Raw genomic sequence first — 21,768 nt, forward strand, 5'->3', positions numbered from 1 at the left:
CCAGCGGGTCGTCGCTCACGTGGTGGCCCGGGCGGCGGCGGCGATGAGCGCGTCGACCGCGGCCGGGTGCGAGATCAGCGACCCGTGCGCGGTGCTAGTGGGGTTCCCAGGCGGCGGGGTCGGCGGCGAGGGTGGTGATGCGGTCGGGGAGCACGCCCGCCGCGACGTCGGCGAGCGTGACCGCCTCCAGCACGTCGCGCAGGTTGGCCCGGACCGCGATCCAGACGTCCTGCAGCGCCCGCGCCGCCCCGGAGTAGTCCAGGTCCTCCGGCCGTACGCCCCGGACCCAGGCCAGCGGCCCGTCCACGGCCCGGATCACGTCGGCGATGGTGATCTCGGCGGCCGGCGCGGCCAGCCAGTACCCACCGTCGGCGCCGCGCTGGCTGCGGACGATCCCGGCCTCGCGCAGGTCCCGCAGGATCGCGCCCAGGAACGGGAACGGGATGTCCTGCGCCTGCGCGATCGCGTCACCCTTCACCGGGCGGTCGGGCGAGCAGGCGAGGTGGACCGCGGCCCGGACCGCGTAGTCCGCTTTCGCCGAAAGGTGCACTCCCGGAGTATCCGCCCCTACTCGTGCAGCTCGGTACGCAGTTCGTGCGCGCCGTCCGGCCGGGTGACCTCGTAGTAGATCCGCGTCGTCCCGCCCGGCAGCGGCACGACCGAGAGGTAGCGGACCCCGCCGCCGCCGAACGGCGAGCGCACCGGCCCGGCGCCGTTGGCGTGCAGCAGGCCGTACCGGCCCGAAGGCAGCAGCGAGCCGGTGGCCAGGCCGGTCTGTTCCTCCCAGTTCTGCTCGGCGGTCGCGCGGCCGTCGTACGCGGCCTCCAGGGTGTCGCCGAAGCCGAGCACGGCGCTGACCCGCACGCCGCGGGCGTCCCACTCGCCGGCCCGTCCGGACAGGACGGTGCCCTCCCAGGTCCAGCTCACGCCGTCCGGGCTGGTCGCGTAGTCGGTGGTCATCCGGTCGGCGTCGTCCCAGCGGTGCAGCGGGTGCACCGAGGCCCACAGGTGCCAGCGCTCGCCGTCGTGCAGCAGGACCGGGTCCTTCACCCCGGCGGTGTCGCTGCCGGGCAGCACGGTCACCGCCGGCGCGGTGGTCAGTCCCTCCGGGGTGCCGGCCTCGACCAGGTCGACCCGCCAGTGCTTGGTGGCCGGGGTCGCGCAGCTGACGTACACCCGCCAGCGGCCCTCGGGCGTCCGGACCAGCGCCGGTCGCTCCAGCGACTCGGCCCCGAACCGGTCCCGCTCCAGCGTGGCGACCTCCTCGAAGTGCACGCCGTCGGCCGAGGCCGCGATCACGTTGCGGTAGCCGCGGCCCTCGCCGATCGGCCGCCGCAGCCGGTACGCCAGGTAGACCGTGTCGCCGTCCAGCACCGCGCTCGGACCGCCGGCCCAGGCACCGACTCCGTCCCCGGGCGGTCCCATGACCAGCGTCGACGCGGAGAGACGCGGCAGGGGCAAGGCGGCGCGGGTGGGTGTGGAGGTCACCTTGCAAACCCTGCCACAACTTTCCATGTAGATTGGTAGGAAAGCCGAAGGAGGTGGACCGTTGGCCCTCCCCGACTTCCTGCTGGTGGGCGCGCCGAAGGCGGGCACGACCGCGCTGCACGTGGCGCTGGCGGCCCACCCGCAGCTGTACCTGTCCGCGGTGAAGGAGCCGAAGTTCTTCCTCACCGACGGCGCGCCCCCGGTCGGCCCGGGCGGTCCGGGTGACGCCCAGACCTTCAGCGAGTACGTCTGGCGCCGGAGCGACTACGAGGTGTTGTTCGACCGGGCGCCGGCGGGCACGCTCACCGGCGAGTCGACCACGCTCTACCTGCGTGACCCGGCCGCGCACCGGCGGATCGCCTCCGTGCTCCCGCAGGCCAAGCTGGTCGCGGTGATCCGGGACCCGGTCGACCGGGCCCACTCGAACTGGACCCACCTGCGCTCGGCCGGACTGGAGCCGGAGGCGGACTTCCTGCGCGCCTGCGAGCTGGAGGAGTCCCGGGCGGCGCGCGGCTGGGGCCCGTTCTGGCGCTACCTGGACCTCGGCCGGTACGGCGCGCAGCTCGAGCACCTCTACTCGGTCTTCCCGCGCGAGCAGGTCCACGTCGTGCTCTACCGCGACCTCCGGCGCGAGCCGGTGTCCACTTTGGACGGCATCTGTGCCTTCCTGGGCGTGGACACCGGCGTGGTCACCTCGGTGCCGGCCTCGAACGTGACCGCGGCCGCGGCCGCGTCCGGGCTCGACCGCGCCGTCGGCCGGGTGCTGCCGGCGCTGGACCGGCTGCCGGCCTCGGTCCGGGCGCCGGCGACCGCGCGGATCCGCCGGTGGTTGCAGCGGGAGCAGCGGACGCGGGCGCCGCTGACGGCCGAGGAGCGGACCCGGCTGCTGCCGGTCTTCGACGAGGACGTCGCGCTGCTGGAGAAACTGACCGGACTGGACCTCACCCACTGGCGCGAGGCCCACGCCCTGGCCCGTCCCCCACTCGACATCCAAGGCCGCATCGGCACGGCCCACTCGGACATAGACCGTCCCTTGTAGACCGTCCTCTGTGGACTCCCGCGCTGGGTTGGCGGGGCGGCGGGGTGGGTGGCAGGGTGGCGGGCGTGAGGGTCTCGGACGAGGTGGGGGAGGCGCTGTCCGCGGGGCGGGCGGTGGTGGCGCTGGAGAGCACGATCCTGGCCCACGGGCTGCCGGCCGGCCGCAACCGTACGGTCGCGGCGCGGCTGGAGGACGTGGTGCGCGCGGCCGGCGCGGTGCCGGCCACGGTCGCGGTGCTGGCCGGGGAGGCGGTGCTCGGGCTCTCCCGCCCCGAGCTGGACCACGTCTGCGATCCGGACGCCGGGCTGGTCAAGCTGTCCCGCCGCGACCTCGGCCCCGCGTACGGGCTGGGGCGGGACGGCGCGACCACGGTCGCCGCGACGGCCGCGCTGGCCGCCGCCGCCGGGATCCGGCTGTTCGCCACCGGCGGCCTCGGCGGGGTGCACCGGGGCGCGGCCGACTCGTTCGACGTCTCGGCCGACCTGGACGTGCTGGCGCAGACGCCGGTGCTGGTCGTCTGCTCCGGGGTGAAGTCGGTGCTCGACATCGGGGCCACGCTGGAGGCGCTGGAGACCCGGTCGGTGCCGGTGCTGGGGTACCGGACCGAGCGGTTCCCGGCGTTCTACCTGCGGGAGTCGGCGTACGACGCGCCGTGGACGGTGGGCTCCGTGGCCGAGGCGGCGGCGGTCGCGGCCGCGCACTTCGGGTCCGTCCCGGGGTCGGCCGGGATCGTGCTGGCCAACCCGGTGCCGGCCGCGGCCGAGATGCCGCGGGCGCTGCACGACGAGCTGCTGGCCGGCGGGCTGGCGCTGCTGACCGAGCGCGGGATCACCGGGCACGACGTGACGCCGGCGCTGCTGGAGCACTTCCACACGGCCAGCAACGGGGTCAGCCTCGACACCAACGAGGAGCTGGTCGTCGCCAACGCCGCCCTCGCCGCCGAGATCGCCGTCGCCCTCGTCTCGTGAGCAACGCTGCCGCGTCCGGCGCCGGCGTTCCGCGCGCCGGCACCCCGGGCGCCGGCGTTCCGCGCGCCGGCACCCGGGGCCCGGATGAGCCGGCGGGCCGGGCGACCGCGCCCGGTGGGACCGGGCCGCGGATCGTCGTCGTCGGGGACGCTGCTCTCGACGTGCTGGCGCGGGCGGACGCGCTGCCGGTGCCGGGCGGGGACGCGCGGGCGACGATCGCGCTGCGGCCGGGCGGGGCGGGCGCCAACACCGCGGCCTGGCTGGCCGCCTGCGGCGCGCGGCCGGTGCTGGTCTCCCGGGTCGGGACGGACCCGGCGGCCGCGCAGGTCCGGGCCGAGCTGGCCGCCGCGGGCGTGGACGCCGTGCTGGCCGCCGACCCCGGAGCGCCGACCTGCACGGTGCTGGTGCTGGTGGACCGGACCGGGCAGCGGACCATGCTCGCCGACCGGGGCGCGGCCGGACGGCTGGACCCGGCCGACATCGCGACGTCGGCCCTGGCCGGCGCCCGGCATCTCCATCTGTCCGGGTACGTCCTGCTGGACGAGTCCTCCCGGCCCGCGGGTCTGGCCGCGCTGGCGGCGGCGCGGCGGGCGGGGCTGACCACGTCGGTCGACCCGCAGGCCGCCGAGCTGCTGGAGCCGGGCTTCCTGGACCTGGTCCGGGACGTCGATCTGCTGCTGCCGAGCGCGGGGGAGCTGGCCGCGCTCGGCGGCGCGGCGGCGGTGCTCGACGCGGTCGGCGCGATCGCGGTGACCGCGGGTCCGGGCGGGGCGACCTGGCTCGACCGCGACGGCGGGCTCTGGAACGTCCCGGCCGCGCCGGTCGACCCGGTCGACACCACCGGCGCCGGGGACGCGTTCGACGCCGGCCTGCTGGCCGCCCGCATCGGCGGCGCGACCCCGCTCGACGCGCTCCGCGCCGGGGTCGCCGCCGGCACCCGCGCCGTCCAACACCCCGGCGCCTGGCCCTGACCCGCGGCCCGCTTAGGGTGCGGGGCATGCGGGTGCACGTCAGGGGAGTGGTCCTGCCGGCGGGCGAGCAGCGCGACCTCTGGATCGTCGACGGACGCCTGACGTACGAGCCGGTGCGCGACGCCGAGACCCTGACCACCGAGGGCTGGATCGTGCCCGGGCTGGTCGACTGCCACTGCCACGTCGGCATGAAGCCCGTCGGCGACGCGACCGAGGAGGAGATGGTCGCCCAGGCCGTCGCCGACCGGGACGCGGGCGCGCTGCTGATCCGCGACGCCGGCTCCCCGGTGGACAACCGGTTCATCCAGGACCGCGACGACCTGCCCCGGCTGATCCGGGCCGGCCGGCACGTGGCCCGGCCCAAGCGCTACCTGCGCGACGTCGGCGTCGAGGTCGAGCCGGACGGCCTGGTCGCCGCGGTCGAGGAGCAGGCCGGCCTCGGCGACGGCTGGGTCAAGCTCGTCGGGGACTGGATCGACCGCTCGGTGGGCGACCTCGTCCCGCTCTGGCCGGACGACGCGCTGGCCGCCGCGGTCGCCCGGGCGCACGAGCTCGGCGCCCGGGTCGCGGTCCACACGTTCAGCGAGGACGCGCTGCCCGGGCTGATCGCGGCCGGGGTGGACACGATCGAGCACGGCACCGGCCTGACCGACGCGCTGCTGGACGAGGCCGCCCGCAAGGGCATCCACGTCACGCCGACCCTGCTCAACATCGAGACGTTTCCGGACATCGCCGGCACGGCGTCGAAGTACCCGGCGTACGCGGAGCACATGCGGGCCCTGCACCGCACCGCCCACGCCCGCATCCGGGCCGCGTACGAGGCCGGGGTCCCGCTGCTGGCCGGCACCGACGCGGGCGGGGTCCTGCCGCACGGGCTGGTGGCGAAGGAGATCCAGCAGCTGCACGCGGCCGGGATCCCGGCCGAGGCGGCGCTGGCGGCCGGCTCCTGGGGTGCGCGCGCGTTCCTCGGCCTGCCCGGCCTGGCCGAGGGCGCGCCCGCCGACCTCGTCGTCTACGCGGACGACCCCCGCAAGGAGCTCGGCACGATCACCGCCCCGGTCCGGATCGTGCTGCGCGGCGCGGTGGTCCGGTAACCCGGAGGCGACCGCCGCTGCACGGCCCGTACCCTCTGCTGGCATGGCACGAGTGCTCACCCCGCAGGCGGAGGACTTCCCCCGCTGGTATCAGGACGTCCTGGCCAAGGCCGAGCTGGCCGAGAACGGCCCGGTCCGCGGGACCATGGTCATCCGGCCGTACGGGTACTCGCTCTGGGAACGGATGCAGTCCGAAGTGGACGACCGCATCAAGGCGGCCGGCGCGAAGAACGCGTACTTCCCGCTGTTCATCCCCGAGTCGTACCTGAAGAAGGAAGCCCAGCACGTCGAGGGGTTCAGCCCCGAGCTGGCCGTGGTCACCATCGGCGGCGGCAAGGTGCTGGAGGAGCCGATCGTCGTGCGGCCGACCTCCGAGACGATCATCAACGCGTCGTTCGCGAAGTGGGTGCAGAGCTACCGCGACCTGCCGCTGCTGATCAACCAGTGGGCGAACGTGGTGCGCTGGGAGATGCGGCCGCGGCTGCTGCTGCGCACGACCGAGTTCCTCTGGCAGGAGGGACACACCGCGCACGCGACCGAGCCGGAGGCCCGAGCGTACGCGCGGCAGATCCTGCGGGACGTGTACGAGGACTTCGTCGTCGACGTGCTCGCGATGCCGGTCGTGGTCGGCCGCAAGACTGCGCGGGAGCGGTTCGCCGGGGCCACGAACACGATGACCATGGAGCTCATGACCCGCGACGGCAAGGCGCTGCAGATGGGCACCTCGCACGAGCTGGGGCAGAATTTCGCCAAGGCGTTCGGGATCGAGTTCCTGGCGCCCAGCGGGCAGCGGGAGTACGCCTGGCAGACGTCGTGGGGGTCCTCGACCCGCATGCTCGGCGGTCTGGTCATGGCGCACGGCGACGACGACGGGCTGCGCGTCCCGCCGCGGCTCGCCCCGGTCCAGGTCGCGGTGATCGTGATCAAGGCGGAGGCGGCCGAGGCCGCGGTCCGGGTCGCGGACGAGCTGCGGTCCGCGGGCATCCGGGTCGAGCTGGACGACCGGGCCGACATCCCGTTCGGGCGGCGGGCGGTGGACTGGGAGCTCAAGGGCGTGCCGCTGCGGGTCGAGATCGGCCCGCGCGACCTGGCCGAGGAGCGCTGCATGCTGGTCCGCCGGATCGCCGGCAACAAGACGCCGACGCCGCTGGCCGGGCTGCTCAACGCCGTGCGGGTCGCGCTGGTCGAGGACCAGGTCTCGCTGTACGACGAGTCGCTGCGGATGCGGGACTCCCGGATCGTCGACGTGAAGACGATCGACGACGCGGCCGACGCGTGCGTGACCGGGTGGGCCCGGCTGCCGTGGTCGGAGCTCGGCCCGGAGGGCGAGGCCAAGCTGGCGGAGCGGTCGGTGACCGTCCGCTGCCTCACCCGTGCCGACGGGTCGCTGCCCGAGACCGGCGACGAGCCCGACGTCCTCGCGTACTGCGCCCGCGCTTACTAGCCGTCGGGGGCGGCCCCCGTAACCCCCGGGCGGGGCTTGGGCGCGGTGCCGGCCCGGGCGCTGATCTCTTCCACCGAGCCCCGCCGGGGGCGGAGGGCCCCATCACCTTCACCGGGCTCCGTCGGGGCGGAGGGCCCCATCACCTTCATCCCGCTGGGGCGGAAGGCCCGAGCACGCGCGCGGGTGTTGGAGGGGGTGACCGGTCTGCGGCGATGTGATCACGGTTCGGTATTGGTGAGGCGGGCGGCAGGACTGCCTTTCTAGGCTGCGGGTATGGCGCGACGGCAGGTCCCGGGCGTGCGGCGACGTCCCGGGCCGGCCCACCTGCTGCTGTCCCGGCCCTGGGTCCGGGCCCCACTGGCGGCGCTGACCCAGCCCGGCGCCTCGGCCGCGGTGCTGGTCGCGACCGCCGTGCTCGGCATCGCCGCGGCGACCGCGCCGCTGTTCCTGTCGGCGGCCACCAGCGGCGCGCTGCACCGGGCGGTGGCGACCTGCCCGGACTCGTACACCCCGGGCGTGACGAACCGGTCCGCGGACAGCACCGACGCGGTCCTCCCGGCGCCCGCGAGTACGTACGCGGTGGCCGAGGACGGCGCTGTGCGGCAGGTGCTGGCCCGGCGCGGGGTGCCGGTCGGCGAGCGGATCCTGGTGCTGCCGGCGGCCAGCAACGACGGCTTCCTCACCGTCGGCACCGGCCGGACCGAGCTGTCGGTCACCGCGTTCGCGAGCCCGAGCGCGCTGAGCAAGGTCACCGTGCTGCGCGGGCACCCGGGCGACCCCGGGCTCTGGCTGCCGGACGGGCTGGCGCGCAATCTCGGCGTGGACGCCGGGGACAAGGTCACCGCCCGCGGCAAGCCGGAGCCGGTCGCCGGTGTCTACCGCGACCTGAACGACCCGAGCTACGGCGGCAGCCTGCCCGTCGCCTGGTGCCGCTGGGCGACGCTGATCGTGCCGACGATCGGCGACGCCGGCCCGCCGGTACGCCCGCTGGTGCTGACCGACGACCGCACCCTGCTCACGCTGGCGCAGAACGACCGGCCCTGGGCGACCTGGTCGGCCGCGATCGACCCGGCCACCGCCCGGGCCGCCGACGCGGCCACGGTCGCGGCGGCGATCCAGGGCGCCGGGCCGGAGGTGTTCAGCACCGCCGGCGTGGTCGGGACGTACGTGGACCTCGACACGCTGGCCGGCGCCGCCGCCCGGGCGACCCAGGTCCGGGGCGCGCTGGCCGACGCGACCCGGCCGGCCGCGTACGCCGCGGTGCTGGTCGCGCTGCTGCTGGTGGCCGCGGCCGGCGGGTACTGGGCCGAGCGCCGGGCCGGCGAGGTCCGGCTGCTGGCCGCCCGCGGCATCGGGCCGCCGGGGCTGGCCGGCAAGGCCGTGCTGGAGATGATCGGCCCGGCGGTGGCCGGGACCCTGATCGGCTGGGCCGTGACGCTGGCCGCCGCCCCGCACCTGGGCCCGTCCCCCCTGCTCGACGACGGCGCCGGCGTCCGGGCGCTGTGGACGGTGGCGGTCGCGCTGGTCGCCGGTCTGCTCGCGCTGGGCGCGGTCGCCGGCCTGCGTGGCCGCTCCACCGGTGAGCGCCCGCTCGGGCTGGAGCGCTCCCGCTGGGCCTTCGTGCCCTGGGAGCTGCTGCTGGTCGGGGCCGCGATCTGGTCGTACCAGCGGCTGCGCGGCGTCGGCGCGGTCAGCAGCGGCGGCGAGTCGGTCCGGATCGACCCGCTGGTGGTGGCGCTGCCGCTGCTGGCGCTGGCCGGGCTGACCGTGCTGGTGGTGCGGCTGATCGGGCTGCCCGTGGGCAGGCTGCAGGCGCTCGGCGGCCGGTTGCCGGTGCCCGGGTTCCTCGCCGTCCGCCGCCTCACCGCCGCCCGGACCGTCTCCGCCGGCGTACTCGTCGCGGTCGCGCTGCCGGTCGGCGTGCTTGTCGTCTGCGCCTCGCTGTCGGCCTCGGTCCGGGCCACCGTCGACACCAAGACGGCCACGTACGTCGGTGCCGGCGTCGCGTTGCGCACGGACGCCAGGCCCGGGGTGTTCGCCGACCCCGGGCCGACCGGCACGCCGGTCAGCCTGCTGCCGGAGGCCCTGGACACGTTCTCCCAGGAGCTGCCGGTGCTGGCCGTGGACCCGGCCACCTTCGCCCGGTACGCCTACTGGCGCCGCGCGTTCGCCACCGAGCCGCTGCCGGACCTGCTCGCCCGGCTCGGGCCGGCCCAGGACGGCAGCGTGCCCGCGATCCTGGCCGGGGGCGGCGACGAGGACGTCGACCATGTCTCGCTGGAGTCGCAGACGGTCCGCGTGCACGTGGTCGCCCGGACCGCCGTGTTCCCGGGCATGCGCTCCGTGGCCGAGCCGCTGCTGGTGGTCGACCGGCACGCGCTGCCGGCGCTGAACCCGTACACGGCCCGCAGCGAGGAGGTCTGGACCCGGCCCGCCGACGCCGCGGCCGCCACCCGCGCGATCGGCGCGAAGGGCCTGCACGTGACCGGGCAGGTCAACCAGGAGAGCATCGTGCGCAACACCGACCTCTACCCGGTGACCTGGACCTTCGGCTACGTCCAGGTGCTGGCCGCGCTGGCCGGCGTGATCGGGGTGACCGCGCTGCTGCTCTACCTCGCGGCCCGGCAACGGTCCCGCACCGCCGCGTACGCGTTGAGCCGGCGGATGGGGCTGACCCGGCGGGCCCACCTGGCCTCGCTGCTGGCCGAGCTGAGCGTCGCGGTCGGGCTGGGTGCGCTCGCCGGGGTCGTGCTGGCCCGGCTGGTGCTGGCGCCGGTGGTGCGGGTGCTGAACCTGGAGCCGGGGCGGCCGCCGTACGCGGCCGTGCTGGTGGTCTCGGCCGGGGCGGTGGCCGGGGTCGTGGCCGGGGCGATCGGGCTGGTGCTGCTGGGTGCGCTCTCGGCCCAGGCGGTCGCGGACCGGGCCCGGCCCGCGGACGTGCTGCGGGGCGTGGAATGACCCACCGCGCCGTCCCCGACCGCCCCCGCCGCGCCGCCGGCAGCCCGGCGCCGGTCGCCCCGGCGCCCGGTGGCCCGCTTCCCGTCGGTCCGGCGCTGGTCGGTCCGGCGCTGGTCGGTCCGGCGTCTGGCGGCCCGGCCTCCGGTGGCTCCGCGCCGGTCGACCTCCCGGACCGGCCGGTCATGGCGGCGGCGTGCAACGACCTGACCAAGGTCTACCGGGTGGCCGGCGCCCCGGTGACCGCACTGGACGGGGTCGACAAGGACTTCCCGGCCGGCGCCGTCACCACGGTCGTCGGCCCGTCCGGGTCCGGGAAGTCCTCCCTGCTGCGGATCCTGGCCCTGGTCGACCGCCCCAGCACCGGGTCCGTACGGATCCGGCGCGAGGAGGTCGGCTGCGTCGGCATCCGCGGCCGCCGGCTGCTGCGCCGGACCGAGATCGGCTACCTCTTCCAGGACCCGACCGCGAACCTGGTCGCGGACCTGGACGCGACCGAGCAGCTGCGGTTCGCGGCCCGGCTGCGGGGCCTGCGCCCGGACCCGGCCGAGGTCACCCGGCTGCTGGTGCTGCTCGGGCTGGAGCACCGGGCCCGGCACCTGCCCGCGCAGCTGTCCGGCGGCGAGCAGCAGCGGCTCGCGGTCGCCTGCTCGGTGCTGGGCCGGCCCTCGATCGTCATCGCCGACGAGCCGACGGCCGAGCTGGACTCGGCCGCCGCCGACCGGGTGCTGGAGGCGTTCGCCGACCTGGGCGGGGAGGGGGTCGCGTTCGTGGTCTCCTCGCACGACCCGCGGGTGGTCGAGCGGACCGACCACCTGCTCCGTCTGGACCGCGGCCGCCCGGTCGAGTCCTGGTGAGACCGGTCGGGTCGGGACGACCTCCGCACATCTGGCATGATGGTCGACTGAGCGCGTCCTCTCGCCGGGTCCCTCTCAACCCGGCGGGTGTACGCCCGTCTCGGTGAACGTCCCGCGTGCCCCACTCGCGGACCGGTCGCCCGTCCATTCCGAGCAGCTGGAGTTCCTGCACCCGTGGCCACCAAGATCAAGCTCATGCGCATCGGCAAGATGCGCGAGCCGCACTACCGCATCGTCGTCGCCGACGCCCGTACGAAGCGGGACGGCCGCTCCATCGAGGCGGTCGGCGAGTACCACCCCAAGGACGACCCGTCGACGATCAAGGTCGACTCCGACCGGATCCAGTACTGGCTCGGTGTCGGCGCGCAGCCGACCGAGTCCGTGGCCGCGATCCTGCGGGTCACCGGCGACTGGCAGAAGTTCAGGAACGAGCCGGCGCCCCCGCCCATGCTGGTCGCCGCGCCGAAGCGTGACCGCCGGGCCGCCTTCGAGGAGGCCGCCCGCGAGTCGATGAACAGCTCCGACTCCACCGGCGGCGGCGACGCGACCACTCCGCGCAAGCGGGCGCCGAAGAGGACCGCCGCCGCCGCCGAGGCCCCGGCCGCCACCGAGACTCCGGCTGAGGCTCCGGCCGAGGCCACCCCGGAGGCGTAGGTGCTCGAGGCTGCTCTCGAGCACCTGGTCCGGGGGATCGTCGAACACCCGGACGACGTACGGGTCGACCTGGTCACCTCCCGCCGCGGCAAGCGGCTGGAGGTCCGGGTCAACCCCGAGGACCTCGGCAAGGTGATCGGCCGTAGTGGCCGTACCGCGAAGGCGCTGCGTCAGGTGGTCGCCGGCATCGGCGGCCGCGGCGTGCGCGTCGACGTGGTCGACACCGACTGATCTCCGTCGTGGACCTCGTGGTCGGGCGGGTCGGCAAGCCGCACGGTCTCAACGGCGCCGTCACCGTCGAGCTACGCACCGACGACCCGGACGCGCGGTTCGCGCCCGGGTCGTCGCTGCGTACGGACCCGGCCGAGCGCGGTCCGCTGACCGTCGCCGGTGTGCACCCGCGCTCCGGCGGCATCGTCGTGTCCTTCGAGGGGTTCGGCTCCCGGGAGGACGCGGAATCGCTGCGCGGCACCGTGCTGGTCGTCGACTCGGCCGAGCTGCCGGACATCGACGAGGACGACGAGTGGTACGACCACCAGCTCGTCGGCCTCGCCGCCGTCGACCCGGCCGGCACGACCCTGGGCACGGTCAGCGACGTGGTCCACTCGGCTGCCTCCGACCTGCTGGTCGTGCGGGACGCCGAGGACCGTGAGCACCTGGTCCCGTTCGTCCGGGAGATGGTGCCGGCGGTGGACGTGCCCGGCGGGCGCGTGGTGGTCGACCCGCCGGAGGGGCTGTTCGACCTGTGAGGGTCGACGTCGTCTCGATCTTCCCGGAGTACCTGGCCGGCCCGCTGCGGGTCTCCCTGCTGGGCAAGGCGGTCGAGCGCGGCCTGCTCGACGTGCACCTGCACGACCTGCGGCAGTGGACCTCCGACCGGCACCGCACCGTGGACGACACCCCGTACGGCGGGGGAGCGGGCATGGTGATGCGCCCCGAGCCCTGGGGGCTGGCCCTGGACGCGCTGGTTCCCGACGGCGGGGCCCGGTTCGTGGTGCCGACCCCGTCCGGGCGGCCGTTCACGCAGGAGCTGGCACAGGAGCTCGCGGCCGAGCCCCGGCTGGTCTTCGGCTGCGGCCGGTACGAGGGGATCGACCAGCGGGTGGTCTCCTGGGCGGCCCGGCGGATGCCGGTCGACGAGGTCTCACTCGGCGACTACGTGCTGGCCGGCGGCGAGGCCGCGGTACTGGTCATGATCGAGGCGCTGGCCCGGCTGCTGCCCGGCTTCCTCGGCAACCCGGAGTCGCTGGCCGAGGAGTCGCACGCCGGAGGGCTGCTGGAGTACCCGGTCTACACCCGGCCGCCGTCCTGGCACGAGCTGGCCGTGCCGGACGTGCTGCTGTCCGGCGACCACGGCGCCGTCGCCCGCTGGCGCCGGGACGAGTCGCTGCGCCGGACCGCGGCCCGCCGGCCGGACCTGCTGGCCCTGGCCGAGCTCACCGAACGGGACCGGGAAGCCCTCGACTGACCCCGGGTTTCGCAATGCGCGAAGCCGTGTGGCACCCTGGACTGGTTGTCGCGGGCCGGTTCGGGCCCCGACGCCCCTGACCGAGAGCCCCCGGTGCGCGTGTCCGCGCGCCTGTCGTACGAAGGAAGCGCCGAGATGAACACGCTGGATGCCCTGGACGCCGAGTCGCTGCGTTCCGACGTCCCGGACTTCCGCCCCGGCGACACGCTGAAGGTGCACGTGCGCGTCGTAGAGGGTTCCCGCGAGCGCGTGCAGCTCTTCCAGGGCGTGGTCATCCGCCGGCAGGGCAGCGGCGTGCGGGAGACCTTCACCGTCCGCAAGGTCAGCTTCGGCGTCGGCGTGGAGCGCACCTTCCCGGTGCACACCCCGATCATCCAGAAGATCGAGGTCGCGACCCGCGGCGACGTCCGCCGGGCCAAGCTCTACTACCTCCGCGATCTGCGCGGCAAGGCCGCCAAGATCAAGGAGAAGCGCGACCCGGTGACCCGCTGACGCTGGGCACACACCTGCATCTCGTAGGGTTGCCCGGTGTCCGACGAGACCCCGGTGGGGACCCCAGCTCAGCCCGCCAGCCCGGATCCCGGCAAGGGCGGTGGTGTCCCCGCCGTCCGGCGGCAGAAGCGCGGTTCGTTCTGGCGTGAACTGCCGGTCCTGCTGGTCATTGCGATCGTGCTGGCGCTGCTGATCAACACCTTCCTGGTGAAGGCGTTCTTCATCCCGTCCGGGTCGATGGAGACCACGCTGCACGGCTGTCCGGGGTGCTCCGGCGACCGGGTGCTGGTCAACAAGGTCGTCTACCGCCTGCACGACCCGCGCCCGGGCGACATCGTGGTGTTCAAGGGCCCGGAGTCGTGGGCGCCGGAGATCACGACGATCCAGCCGACGAACCCGGTGTCGAAGGCGCTGCGGGCGGTGGCCGGCACGTTCGGGGTGTCGACGCCGGGCGAGAAGGACTTCGTCAAGCGGGTCATCGCGGTCGGCGGCCAGACCGTCCAGTGCTGCGACGAGCAGGGCCGGGTCACCGTCGACGGCCGCGGCCTGGACGAGTCGTACGTCTACTCGGCCGACCCGAACTTCGACGAGATCCCGTTCGGGCCGGTCAAGGTGCCGGCCGGGCGGCTCTGGATGATGGGGGACCACCGCGACGAGTCGGCCGACTCCCGGGCGCACCTCAACGACGCCGACCAGGGCACGATCCCGGTCGGCAACGTGATCGGCAAGGCGTTCGTGATCATCTGGCCGGTGAGCCGGTGGAACACGCTGGGTGCACCGAGCGACTTCGGCGGCGACGGGAAGCGGGCGCCGTACACGCTGCCGCTGCTGATCGGGATACCCGTGCTGCTGGTGGCCGGATTCGGTTACGCCTCGACCCGGCGACGGCGACGGCGACGCTAGTACGCTCGCGGATGTCATGACCGACCCGTTGAGACCACCCCGTGCCCTGGTGCGCCGGGACGCCGGGCTGTGGGCCTGCGAGAGCGCGCTGCGACGGCGCGGGTTCCCGCTGATCGCCGGCGCGGACGAGGCCGGCCGCGGGGCCTGCGCCGGGCCGCTGGTGGTGGCCGCGTGCGTGCTGCCCGACGGCAAGCGCGGCCAGGTGCCGGACCTGAACGACTCCAAGCTGCTGAGCCCGGCCGTCCGCGAGGAGGTCTACGCGGAGGTCGTCAAGCGCGCGGTGACCTGGTCGGTGGTGGTGATCTCCGCTGCCGACGTGGACCGGCAGGGGTTGCACGTGATGAACCTGGCCGGCATGCGCCGGGCGGTCGCGCAGCTGGAGCCGGAGCCGGCGTACGCGCTGACCGACGGGTTCCCGGTCCGCGGGCTGACCGTGCCGGCGCTGGCAGTGCCGAAGGGGGACGCGACCGTCGCCTGCATCGCGGCCGCGTCGGTGCTGGCCAAGGTGACCCGGGACCGGATCATGGTCGAGATGCACTCGCGGTGGCCGGAGTACGAGTTCGCGACCCACAAGGGGTACATCACGCCGATGCACTCGGCCGCGCTCGCGGCGCACGGGCCGTGCCCCGAGCACCGGTTCTCCTACGTCAACGTCCGACGCGTCGGGGGGCGTGCGGTGTTCGTGGCGCCGGTGCGCGAAGATGAGTCCGTGGAAGGCGTGACGGCATGAGCGAGCGGGTGGCGACGAGGTCCGGTCGGCTGGCGCCTGCGCCTGCCGGGCTGGCCGAGGAGCGGGCATGAGTGCTGAAGATCTCGAGAAGTACGAGACCGACATGGAGCTGCAGCTGTACCGGGAGTACCGGGACATCGTGCGGCAGTTCGCCTACGTCGTCGAGACCGAGCGCCGGTTCTACCTCGCCAACGCCGTCGACCTGCAGGTCCGCAACGCCGACGGCGAGGTCTACTTCGAGCTGCGGATGAGCGACGCCTGGGTCTGGGACATGTACCGCCCGGCCCGGTTCGTGAAGAACGTCCGCGTGGTGACCTTCAAGGACGTCAACGTCGAGGAGCTGGAGAAGCCCGACCTCGAGGTGCCGGACGCCTGATCTGGGTACGCCGTCTCCCATGACGCGTGAAGAGCCCGCTCCCGACCCCGAGCGGCCCGACATCCCCGCCGCGCCCGCCGACGCCCCCGAGGGCACCGTGCCGCCGGTCCGTTCCCTGCACGGCACCTCCGAGACCGCGCCGCCGGTCGAGGGCGTACGGACCCCGGAGCCGGACGACCCGGAGTAGTCGGCCCGTCGGCCCTGCCGCTGGTGTCGCATCGCTCGTACGGTGTGGTTCGGGTCGAGGAGAGGGCGGCGATGGGGGGCTGCGCTCTGGCGCAAGCAGTTGCCGGACGGTCCGTGGCAGTCGCTGGGCGGCCGGCTCGGCTCCGCCCCGGGCACTCTCCCGGCGGTCGGCGAGCGAGCTGTACATGGTGGGCAACGAGCACGCGCTCTGGTCGGCCTGCCAGGCTGCCGGCAGCTCGACCTGTCCCGGTTCGTCCGGATCGGCGGCATGCTGACCCGTGGGGCAGCGCAGCTGTGGAAGCCCTCGACGGCGGCACCGACGCTGCGGCTGGTCGTCGGCCCTGGCGGTGACAACCGGCTCTGGCGCGCACCAACCAGGTCGGGACGGGCACCTGGACCTGGCGCCTGATCTCCTGACCCTTCCTCACAGTGGTCCGTCCACTCCGGACGGACCGCCGCTGCCTTGCCCGATCGGACAGACCTGGGGCCAGGTCGTACCAGGTCCGCTCCCGTACCCCTCCTGGGGTCGACATGACCAGGAGGTGGGGAAAGTGACCCTGTCCAGAACTCTCGTCCCGGCGCTGCTCGGCGCGGCGCTGGTGACGCTGCCGCTGGCCGCCCCGGCCGCGGCGGCACCGCAGCCGCACGTGCTGCTCGGCGACATCTCGGATGCGGCGCTGAGCACGACCGCGTTCGGCGGCCTCGACACGTTCTACGCGTCGACCGGCAACACGCTCGTGCACAAGGCCGAGGGGAGCGCCGCGGAGGACCTCGGCGGCGCCCTGCACGAGGGCCCGGCCGCGATCACGATCGGGTCGGAGTTCGCGAGCACGTGGGCGTTCGCGGTCGGGACCGACGACGCCGTCTGGTTCCGGCAGTTCTCCGACGGCCGCGGCACCTGGGGCCCGTGGACGCCGGCCGGCGGCCGGTCCTTCTGGCCGCCCGCGGCCACCTGCACCGGCGACGCCACCGCCCAGCCCACCCTGTACTCGCTGGGTACCGACGGGGCGATGTGGCGCAAGTCCCTCGCCGGCGGCAACTGGGCCCCGATCGGCGGCCAGTTCTTCTTCGGCCCGGGCGCGGTCCAGGCGCAGGCGGGCGTGTGCCCGTCGGACCAGGACGTGTTCGGCGTGGCCACCAACTTCGCCGTGTACGAGAACCGCGGCGGTGGCTGGGCCAAGATCGGCGGCCAGGCGATCCTCTCCCCGGCGCTGATCCGGCAGCCCAACGGCAGCACCGAGCTGTACGTGGTCGGCTTCGACAACGCCCTCTGGACGGCCAGCCGGGCTGCCGGCAGCTCGACCTGGTCGCGGTTCATCAGGATCGGCGGCAACCTGACCGGCTCGCCGGCGGCCCAGCTCTGGAAGGCGACGCCGACGTCGCCGACGCTGCGGGTGGTCGTCGCCCGCGGCGGGGACGGCCGGCTCTGGCGCGGCACCAACCCGGTCGGCACCGGCACCTGGACCTGGCGTCCTGCGCCGTAGCCACCCGTGCGGTCCGTCCATTTCGGACGGACCGCTGCCCGTTCGGGCACTCTTCCTCCGCAGGCAACATTTCTGCGCCGCTGGCCATCGAGCAGGGTGGAGGTGGGGAGAATGAATCTTTCCAGGGGGAGGACCGCACTCGCGGTCCTGAGCGGCGCGGCGTTCCTGCTGCCGCTGACCGGTACGGCGGCGGCCGATCCGGCGCCGCAGCCGGTGTTCGACCACTCGGGCGCCGCGGTGACCACGACCAACTTCGGTCAGCTGAAGTACTTCTACGAGGCCGCGGACGGCACGCTGGCCCAGTACACACAGGACGACCCGATCGGCCAGGGCGCCGGGCCGAGTCTCGGCGGCGCCCTGCACAGCCGGCCCGCGGCGGTCACGGTCAACGCGGACGACGACATGTACGTGTTCGCCACCGGGGCCGACGACGCGGTCTGGTTCCGGAAGTTCGTGCGTGCCACCTGGGGCCCGTGGACGTCGATCGGCGGCCGCTCGCTGACCGCGCCGGCGGTCAGCTGCGCGGCCGACACCCAGCCCCTCGTGTACGTCGTCGGCGGCGACGGGGCGCTCTGGCGGCGGAGCCTCGCCGGCGGCGGCTGGTCCTCGCTCGGTGGCCGGATGGGCTCGGCCCCGGCCGCGGTCCCGGCGGTCTCCGGCACGTGCGCGGTCGAGCAGGACCTCTTCGTACGCGGCGACAACGGCGCCGTGTACGAGAACCGGGCCGGCACCGGCTGGACCCGCGTCGGCGGCCTGACGTTCCAGGCGCCGACCGTGATCCGGCTGCCCAATGGCAGCACCGAGGTCTACGTGATCGGCACCGACGGTGCGCTCTACCTTGCCAGCCGGGCTCCGGGCGGTGTCTTCTCGTCGTTCCACCGGATCGGCGGGGTGTTCACGTCTTCTCCGTCGGCGCAGCTCTGGCGGTCCGGGACGCTGCGCGTGGTGGTCGGGCAGGGGGCCGACGGGCGGGTCTGGCGCGGCACCAGCCGGGTCGGCTCGTCGATCTGGGCCTGGACGCGGCCGTTCTGACGTTCTTCCGCTGACCGCCGGGTCGTCCACTTCGGACGGCCCGGCGGTTCCGTTGCTCCGGTGCCTGTTCATGTGTCGTGTCTTTCATGTCTCGTGACTCGTGTCGAACGTCTGTCCACAGCCGAACGCGTTGTCCACAGTGGACGTTTTCGGTCTGTCGTCCGCCCTGCACACTCGCGAGGCTCGTTCCCGACGAGGGGAGGACTCGTGGGACGGGTCAAGGGCGCGGTCGGCAGGTTCGGGGAAGAGCTGGCGGCGCGGCATCTGGAGGGCGCCGGGCTGCGGATCGTGGATCGCAACTGGCGCTGCGCCGAGGGCGAGATCGACATCGTCGCCGCGGACGGCGACACGCTGGTGTTCTGCGAGGTGAAGACCCGCTCGGGCACCGGCTTCGGCGACCCGGCCGAGGCGGTGACGGCGGTGAAGTCGGCCCGGCTGCGCCGGCTCGGGCTGCGCTGGCTGGCCGCGCACGGCATCGGCTGGCGGGACCTGCGCTTCGACGTGGTGACCGTCTTGCGCCGGCACGACGGCGGCGACCCGGTCGTACGACACCTCAAGGACGCGTTCTGATGACGTTGGCCCGGACGGTCTCCGTGGCCGTGCTCGGGGTCGAGGGCCAGCTGGTCGAGATCCAGGCCGACCTCGCCGACGGGCTGCCGGGCGTGACGATGATCGGGCTGCCGGACGCGGCCCTGCACGAGGCCCGGGACCGGATCCGGGCCGCGATCGTGAACTCCGGGGAGGCCTGGCCGACCCGCCGGATGACGCTGGCGTTGCTGCCCGCGACGCTGCCGAAGCGCGGCTCGATGTTCGACGTCGCGCTGGCCGTGGGCGTGCTGGCCGCGGCCGGGGCGGTGCCGGCCGAGCACCTCGACGAGGTCGTGCTGCTGGGCGAGCTCGGCCTGGACGGGCAGCTGCGGGCGACCCGCGGCGTGCTCCCGGCGGTGATCGCGGCGGCCCGGACCGGGATCCGCCGGGTCGTGGTCCCGGCAGCGAACCTGGCCGAGGCGACGCTGGTGCCGGACCTGGACGTCCGGGGCGTGGCCGAGCTGGCCGACCTGCTCGCGTTCCTGCGGGGGGTGCCGGAGCGGACGGCGGCCATTCCCCACATCCGGACCGGCCCGGTCATGTCCGGGCCGGACCTCTGCGACGTGGTCGGCCAGGCCGTCGGGCGGCGGGCGGTCGAAATCGCCGCGGCCGGCGGCCACCACCTGCTGTTCACCGGCCCACCGGGGTCGGGCAAGACCATGCTGGCCGAGCGGCTGCCGGGGGTGCTGCCGCCGCTCGGCGTTGAGGAGGCCTTGGAGGTCACCGCGGTGCACTCGGTCGCCGGGCTGCTTACCGCGGACGCGCCGTTGCTGCGGCGGCCGCCGTACCAGGCGCCGCACCACACGGCCAGCGCGGCCGCCCTCGTCGGCGGCGGCTCCCACCAGGCCCGGCCCGGGGCGGTGTCGTTGTCGCATCGCGGGATCCTGTTCCTGGACGAGGCGCCCGAGTTCCAGTCCGGCGTGCTGGACGCGCTGCGGCAGCCGCTGGAGAGCGGCGAGGTGGCGATCGCCCGGTCCGGCGGGGTGGCGCGATATCCGGCCCGGTTCCAGCTGGTGATGGCGGCCAACCCGTGCCCGTGCGCGGCACCGGCCGGCGAGGTGGACTGCCAGTGCACCTCGACGGCGAAGCGGCGGTACTTCGGGCGGATCTCCGGGCCGCTGCTGGACCGCATCGACCTGCAGGTCGCGCTGCAACCGGTCGCGCCGGGAGACCTGCTCGACGGCCTCGGCACGGCGGAGTCCTCGGCGGCGGTGGCGGCGCGGGTGGCGACGGCCCGGGCGGTGGCGGCGGAACGGCTGCGCGGCACCGGCTGGCGGATCAACGCCGACGTACCCGGTCCGCAACTGCGCACCCGCTGGCGGCTGCCCGCCACGGTCACCGCCGGCGCCGACAGTCGCCTCGACGGCGGCGCCCTGAGCGCCCGAGGCTACGACCGCATCCTGCGTGTCGCCTGGACCGTGGGGGACCTGGCCGGCCATGACCGCCCCACCCAGGACGACGTCGAAGAAGCTGTCGCCCTCCGCACCCGCTGGAGCACCTGATGACCCGGATTTCCGTCCGCAGGCGGACGAGGCCGGTCGCCGGTGGCGGGGGCGGCAGGGTGTGGTCGCCGGACCGTGTCGTCCTTCCAGCGGCCGCTGTACCCCGTCGCGGGCGCGGCCTGGCGTACGGGATGGCGAGGGAGCGCGGTCCCGGTGGTGGGTGGTCGGAGTGGTGAGGGTGCCGGCGGAAGAGGTGCGGCTGGCGCGGGCGTGGTTGACGCGGGCGGTCGAGCCGGGCCGAGGGCCGGTGTTCGATCTGGTCAGCGAGGTCGGGCCGGTCGAGGCGATGCGGCTGATGCGGTCCGGCAAGGTGGTCGGCGCGGTGTCCGCGTTGTCGGCCGCTCGGCGCGACCAGGACCGGGCCGCCGCCGACCTGGCCGAGGCGCACCGGATCGGCGCCCGCCTCGTCACGCCCGAGGACCACGAGTGGCCGGACGAAGCCCTGCGGGCGATGCAGGTCGCCTACGACCGGGAACGACCGGAGCGCCGGCGTTCGGGCTCAGGTCGGGATCAGGTCGAGCTGACCCCGCCGCTCGCGCTCTGGGCTCTGGGCGCGCCGCGCGTGGACGCCGCGTTCGACCGGGCGGTGTCGGTGGTCGGCTCCCGCAGCGCCACGCCGTACGGGCTGCACGTGGCCGGGATGCTCGCGCACGGACTGGCGGGGCGGCGCTGGGCGGTGGTCTCGGGCGGCGCGTTCGGTATCGACGCAGCGGCCCACCGCGGGGCGCTGGCCGCCGGCGGCCTGACCGTGGCGATCGTGGCCGGCGGCCTGGCCGAGCCGTACCCGCGGGCGCACGAGCAGCTCTTCGGCCGGATCGGCCGGGACGGGTTGATGATCAGCGAGTTCCCGCCGGACGCGACGCCGCAGCGGCACCGCTTCCTGGTCCGCAACCGGCTGGTGGCCGGGCTCGCCGCGGGTGTCGTGGTGGTCGAGGCGGGCCTGCGCAGCGGGTCGCTCGCGACCGCCCGGCAGGCGCTGCGGATGGGCCGGCCGGTGCTGGGCGTCCCCGGCCCGGTGACCTCACACGAGTCGGCCGGGGTGCACGCGCTGCTGCGCTCCGATCCCGAGGTCGGCCTGGTCACCCGCGCCGCCGAGGTGATCGAGGCGGTCGGGGCGCTCGGCGACGACCTGGCCGACCGGCAGGAGGCGCCTGCGAATCCCCGCGACGCCCTCGCGCCGCTGGCCCGCCAGGTCCTCGATGGTCTGCCCGCGGCCGGCGTCGCCTCCGCGGACCGGATCGCCGTCAGCTGCGGCGTTCCGCCCCTCGACGTCCTGCGCTGCCTCCCCGGCCTCGAACTCAACGGCTTCATCGAAGCGACCCCCGCCGGCTGGCAGCTCACGCCCACCACCCGAACCCCCCGCCCCTGATGTGCCGACTCTCCCTCGGGCCGCCGTCCTCACACTGGCTCGGGCCAGGGGCGTAGCGGCACGCCCTCGCCCTACCTGTCTGAGTCGGGCCGGGTGGGCGGTCGGCGGCCGTAGGGGCCGGAGGGGGAGGAGGTCGGTCGGGCCGGGTGGGCGGTCAGCGGCCGTAGG

General features: G+C 75.0%; 23 protein-coding genes. 21 read left to right on the forward strand and 2 right to left on the reverse strand.

The annotated features are described in order from the left end of the window. Positions 1 to 94: 94 nt before the first annotated feature. Complete coding sequence (locus VGP36_03850) at positions 95 to 550, reverse strand: Rrf2 family transcriptional regulator (protein HEV7653857.1); 456 nt, start codon at positions 548 to 550, stop codon at positions 95 to 97. 17 nt (positions 551 to 567) lie between these two features. Then, positions 568 to 1,488 carry a hypothetical protein gene (locus tag VGP36_03855; GenBank protein ID HEV7653858.1) on the reverse strand — a complete coding sequence of 307 codons (921 nt, stop codon included), beginning with the start codon at positions 1,486 to 1,488 and terminating at the stop codon, positions 568 to 570. A gap of 61 nt (positions 1,489 to 1,549) precedes the next feature. Between VGP36_03855 and VGP36_03860 the strand changes: the two genes are divergently transcribed. The 21 genes from VGP36_03860 to dprA all read left to right on the forward strand — a co-directional run bounded on the left by VGP36_03860 (position 1,550) and on the right by dprA (position 21,600). Beyond that, positions 1,550 to 2,527, forward strand: a complete 978-nt coding sequence (locus VGP36_03860) for a sulfotransferase (protein ID HEV7653859.1) — start codon at positions 1,550 to 1,552, stop codon at positions 2,525 to 2,527. 65 nt (positions 2,528 to 2,592) lie between these two features. After that, positions 2,593 to 3,495 (forward strand): pseudouridine-5'-phosphate glycosidase, encoded by a 903-nt coding sequence (locus VGP36_03865; protein ID HEV7653860.1) that lies wholly within the window; start codon positions 2,593 to 2,595, stop codon positions 3,493 to 3,495. Continuing rightward, the gene (locus VGP36_03870) at positions 3,492 to 4,466 is read left to right on the forward strand and encodes a PfkB family carbohydrate kinase (protein ID HEV7653861.1); all 975 of its coding nucleotides are present in this window, start codon (positions 3,492 to 3,494) and stop codon (positions 4,464 to 4,466) included. The genes VGP36_03865 and VGP36_03870 overlap by 4 nt, the downstream gene beginning before the upstream one ends. Before the next feature lie 26 nt (positions 4,467 to 4,492). Further along, complete coding sequence (locus VGP36_03875; GenBank protein HEV7653862.1) at positions 4,493 to 5,560, forward strand: amidohydrolase family protein; 1,068 nt, start codon at positions 4,493 to 4,495, stop codon at positions 5,558 to 5,560. Positions 5,561 to 5,603: 43 nt separating this feature from the next. Next, the gene (proS, locus tag VGP36_03880) at positions 5,604 to 7,004 is read left to right on the forward strand and encodes a proline--tRNA ligase (GenBank protein ID HEV7653863.1); all 1,401 of its coding nucleotides are present in this window, start codon (positions 5,604 to 5,606) and stop codon (positions 7,002 to 7,004) included. Positions 7,005 to 7,277: 273 nt separating this feature from the next. Next, positions 7,278 to 9,962: a hypothetical protein gene (locus VGP36_03885; GenBank protein ID HEV7653864.1), complete on the forward strand. Its 2,685-nt coding sequence runs from the start codon at positions 7,278 to 7,280 to the stop codon at positions 9,960 to 9,962. Positions 9,963 to 10,144: 182 nt separating this feature from the next. Beyond that, positions 10,145 to 10,816 (forward strand): ATP-binding cassette domain-containing protein, encoded by a 672-nt coding sequence (locus VGP36_03890; GenBank protein ID HEV7653865.1) that lies wholly within the window; start codon positions 10,145 to 10,147, stop codon positions 10,814 to 10,816. Positions 10,817 to 10,990: 174 nt separating this feature from the next. Further along, positions 10,991 to 11,470, forward strand: a complete 480-nt coding sequence (gene rpsP / locus VGP36_03895) for a 30S ribosomal protein S16 (GenBank protein HEV7653866.1) — start codon at positions 10,991 to 10,993, stop codon at positions 11,468 to 11,470. Beyond that, positions 11,471 to 11,701: an RNA-binding protein gene (locus VGP36_03900; GenBank protein ID HEV7653867.1), complete on the forward strand. Its 231-nt coding sequence runs from the start codon at positions 11,471 to 11,473 to the stop codon at positions 11,699 to 11,701. Between the two features lie 8 nt (positions 11,702 to 11,709). Next, positions 11,710 to 12,219: a ribosome maturation factor RimM gene (rimM, locus tag VGP36_03905; protein ID HEV7653868.1), complete on the forward strand. Its 510-nt coding sequence runs from the start codon at positions 11,710 to 11,712 to the stop codon at positions 12,217 to 12,219. Further along, complete coding sequence (gene trmD / locus VGP36_03910) at positions 12,216 to 12,938, forward strand: tRNA (guanosine(37)-N1)-methyltransferase TrmD (protein ID HEV7653869.1); 723 nt, start codon at positions 12,216 to 12,218, stop codon at positions 12,936 to 12,938. Before rimM ends, trmD begins: the two co-directional genes overlap by 4 nt. A 135-nt stretch (positions 12,939 to 13,073) precedes the next feature. Further along, a complete protein-coding gene (gene rplS, locus VGP36_03915; GenBank protein HEV7653870.1) occupies positions 13,074 to 13,430 on the forward strand; it encodes a 50S ribosomal protein L19 in 357 nt (118 codons plus the stop codon). A gap of 36 nt (positions 13,431 to 13,466) precedes the next feature. Continuing rightward, on the forward strand, positions 13,467 to 14,333 hold the full coding sequence (lepB, locus tag VGP36_03920) for a signal peptidase I (protein HEV7653871.1): 867 nt from the start codon (positions 13,467 to 13,469) through the stop codon (positions 14,331 to 14,333). Positions 14,334 to 14,349: 16 nt separating this feature from the next. Continuing rightward, positions 14,350 to 15,063 carry a ribonuclease HII gene (locus VGP36_03925; protein HEV7653872.1) on the forward strand — a complete coding sequence of 238 codons (714 nt, stop codon included), beginning with the start codon at positions 14,350 to 14,352 and terminating at the stop codon, positions 15,061 to 15,063. Between the two features lie 67 nt (positions 15,064 to 15,130). Beyond that, on the forward strand, positions 15,131 to 15,439 hold the full coding sequence (locus VGP36_03930) for a DUF2469 domain-containing protein (GenBank protein HEV7653873.1): 309 nt from the start codon (positions 15,131 to 15,133) through the stop codon (positions 15,437 to 15,439). 19 nt (positions 15,440 to 15,458) lie between these two features. Beyond that, positions 15,459 to 15,626, forward strand: coding sequence for a hypothetical protein (locus VGP36_03935; protein HEV7653874.1), 168 nt, complete (start codon positions 15,459 to 15,461; stop codon positions 15,624 to 15,626). A gap of 550 nt (positions 15,627 to 16,176) precedes the next feature. Continuing rightward, the gene (locus tag VGP36_03940) at positions 16,177 to 17,109 is read left to right on the forward strand and encodes a hypothetical protein (GenBank protein HEV7653875.1); all 933 of its coding nucleotides are present in this window, start codon (positions 16,177 to 16,179) and stop codon (positions 17,107 to 17,109) included. Between the two features lie 111 nt (positions 17,110 to 17,220). After that, positions 17,221 to 18,141, forward strand: coding sequence for a hypothetical protein (locus VGP36_03945; protein ID HEV7653876.1), 921 nt, complete (start codon positions 17,221 to 17,223; stop codon positions 18,139 to 18,141). A 207-nt stretch (positions 18,142 to 18,348) separates the two neighbouring features. Continuing rightward, positions 18,349 to 18,711, forward strand: a complete 363-nt coding sequence (locus tag VGP36_03950; protein ID HEV7653877.1) for a YraN family protein — start codon at positions 18,349 to 18,351, stop codon at positions 18,709 to 18,711. Further along, the gene (locus tag VGP36_03955; protein ID HEV7653878.1) at positions 18,711 to 20,231 is read left to right on the forward strand and encodes a YifB family Mg chelatase-like AAA ATPase; all 1,521 of its coding nucleotides are present in this window, start codon (positions 18,711 to 18,713) and stop codon (positions 20,229 to 20,231) included. Before VGP36_03950 ends, VGP36_03955 begins: the two co-directional genes overlap by 1 nt. Positions 20,232 to 20,403: 172 nt before the next feature. After that, on the forward strand, positions 20,404 to 21,600 hold the full coding sequence (gene dprA / locus VGP36_03960) for a DNA-processing protein DprA (GenBank protein HEV7653879.1): 1,197 nt from the start codon (positions 20,404 to 20,406) through the stop codon (positions 21,598 to 21,600). Positions 21,601 to 21,768: the final 168 nt, after the last annotated feature.

The sequence above is a fragment of the Mycobacteriales bacterium genome, assembly GCA_035995165.1.
GTDB lineage: Bacteria > Actinomycetota > Actinomycetes > Mycobacteriales > CADCTP01 > CADCTP01.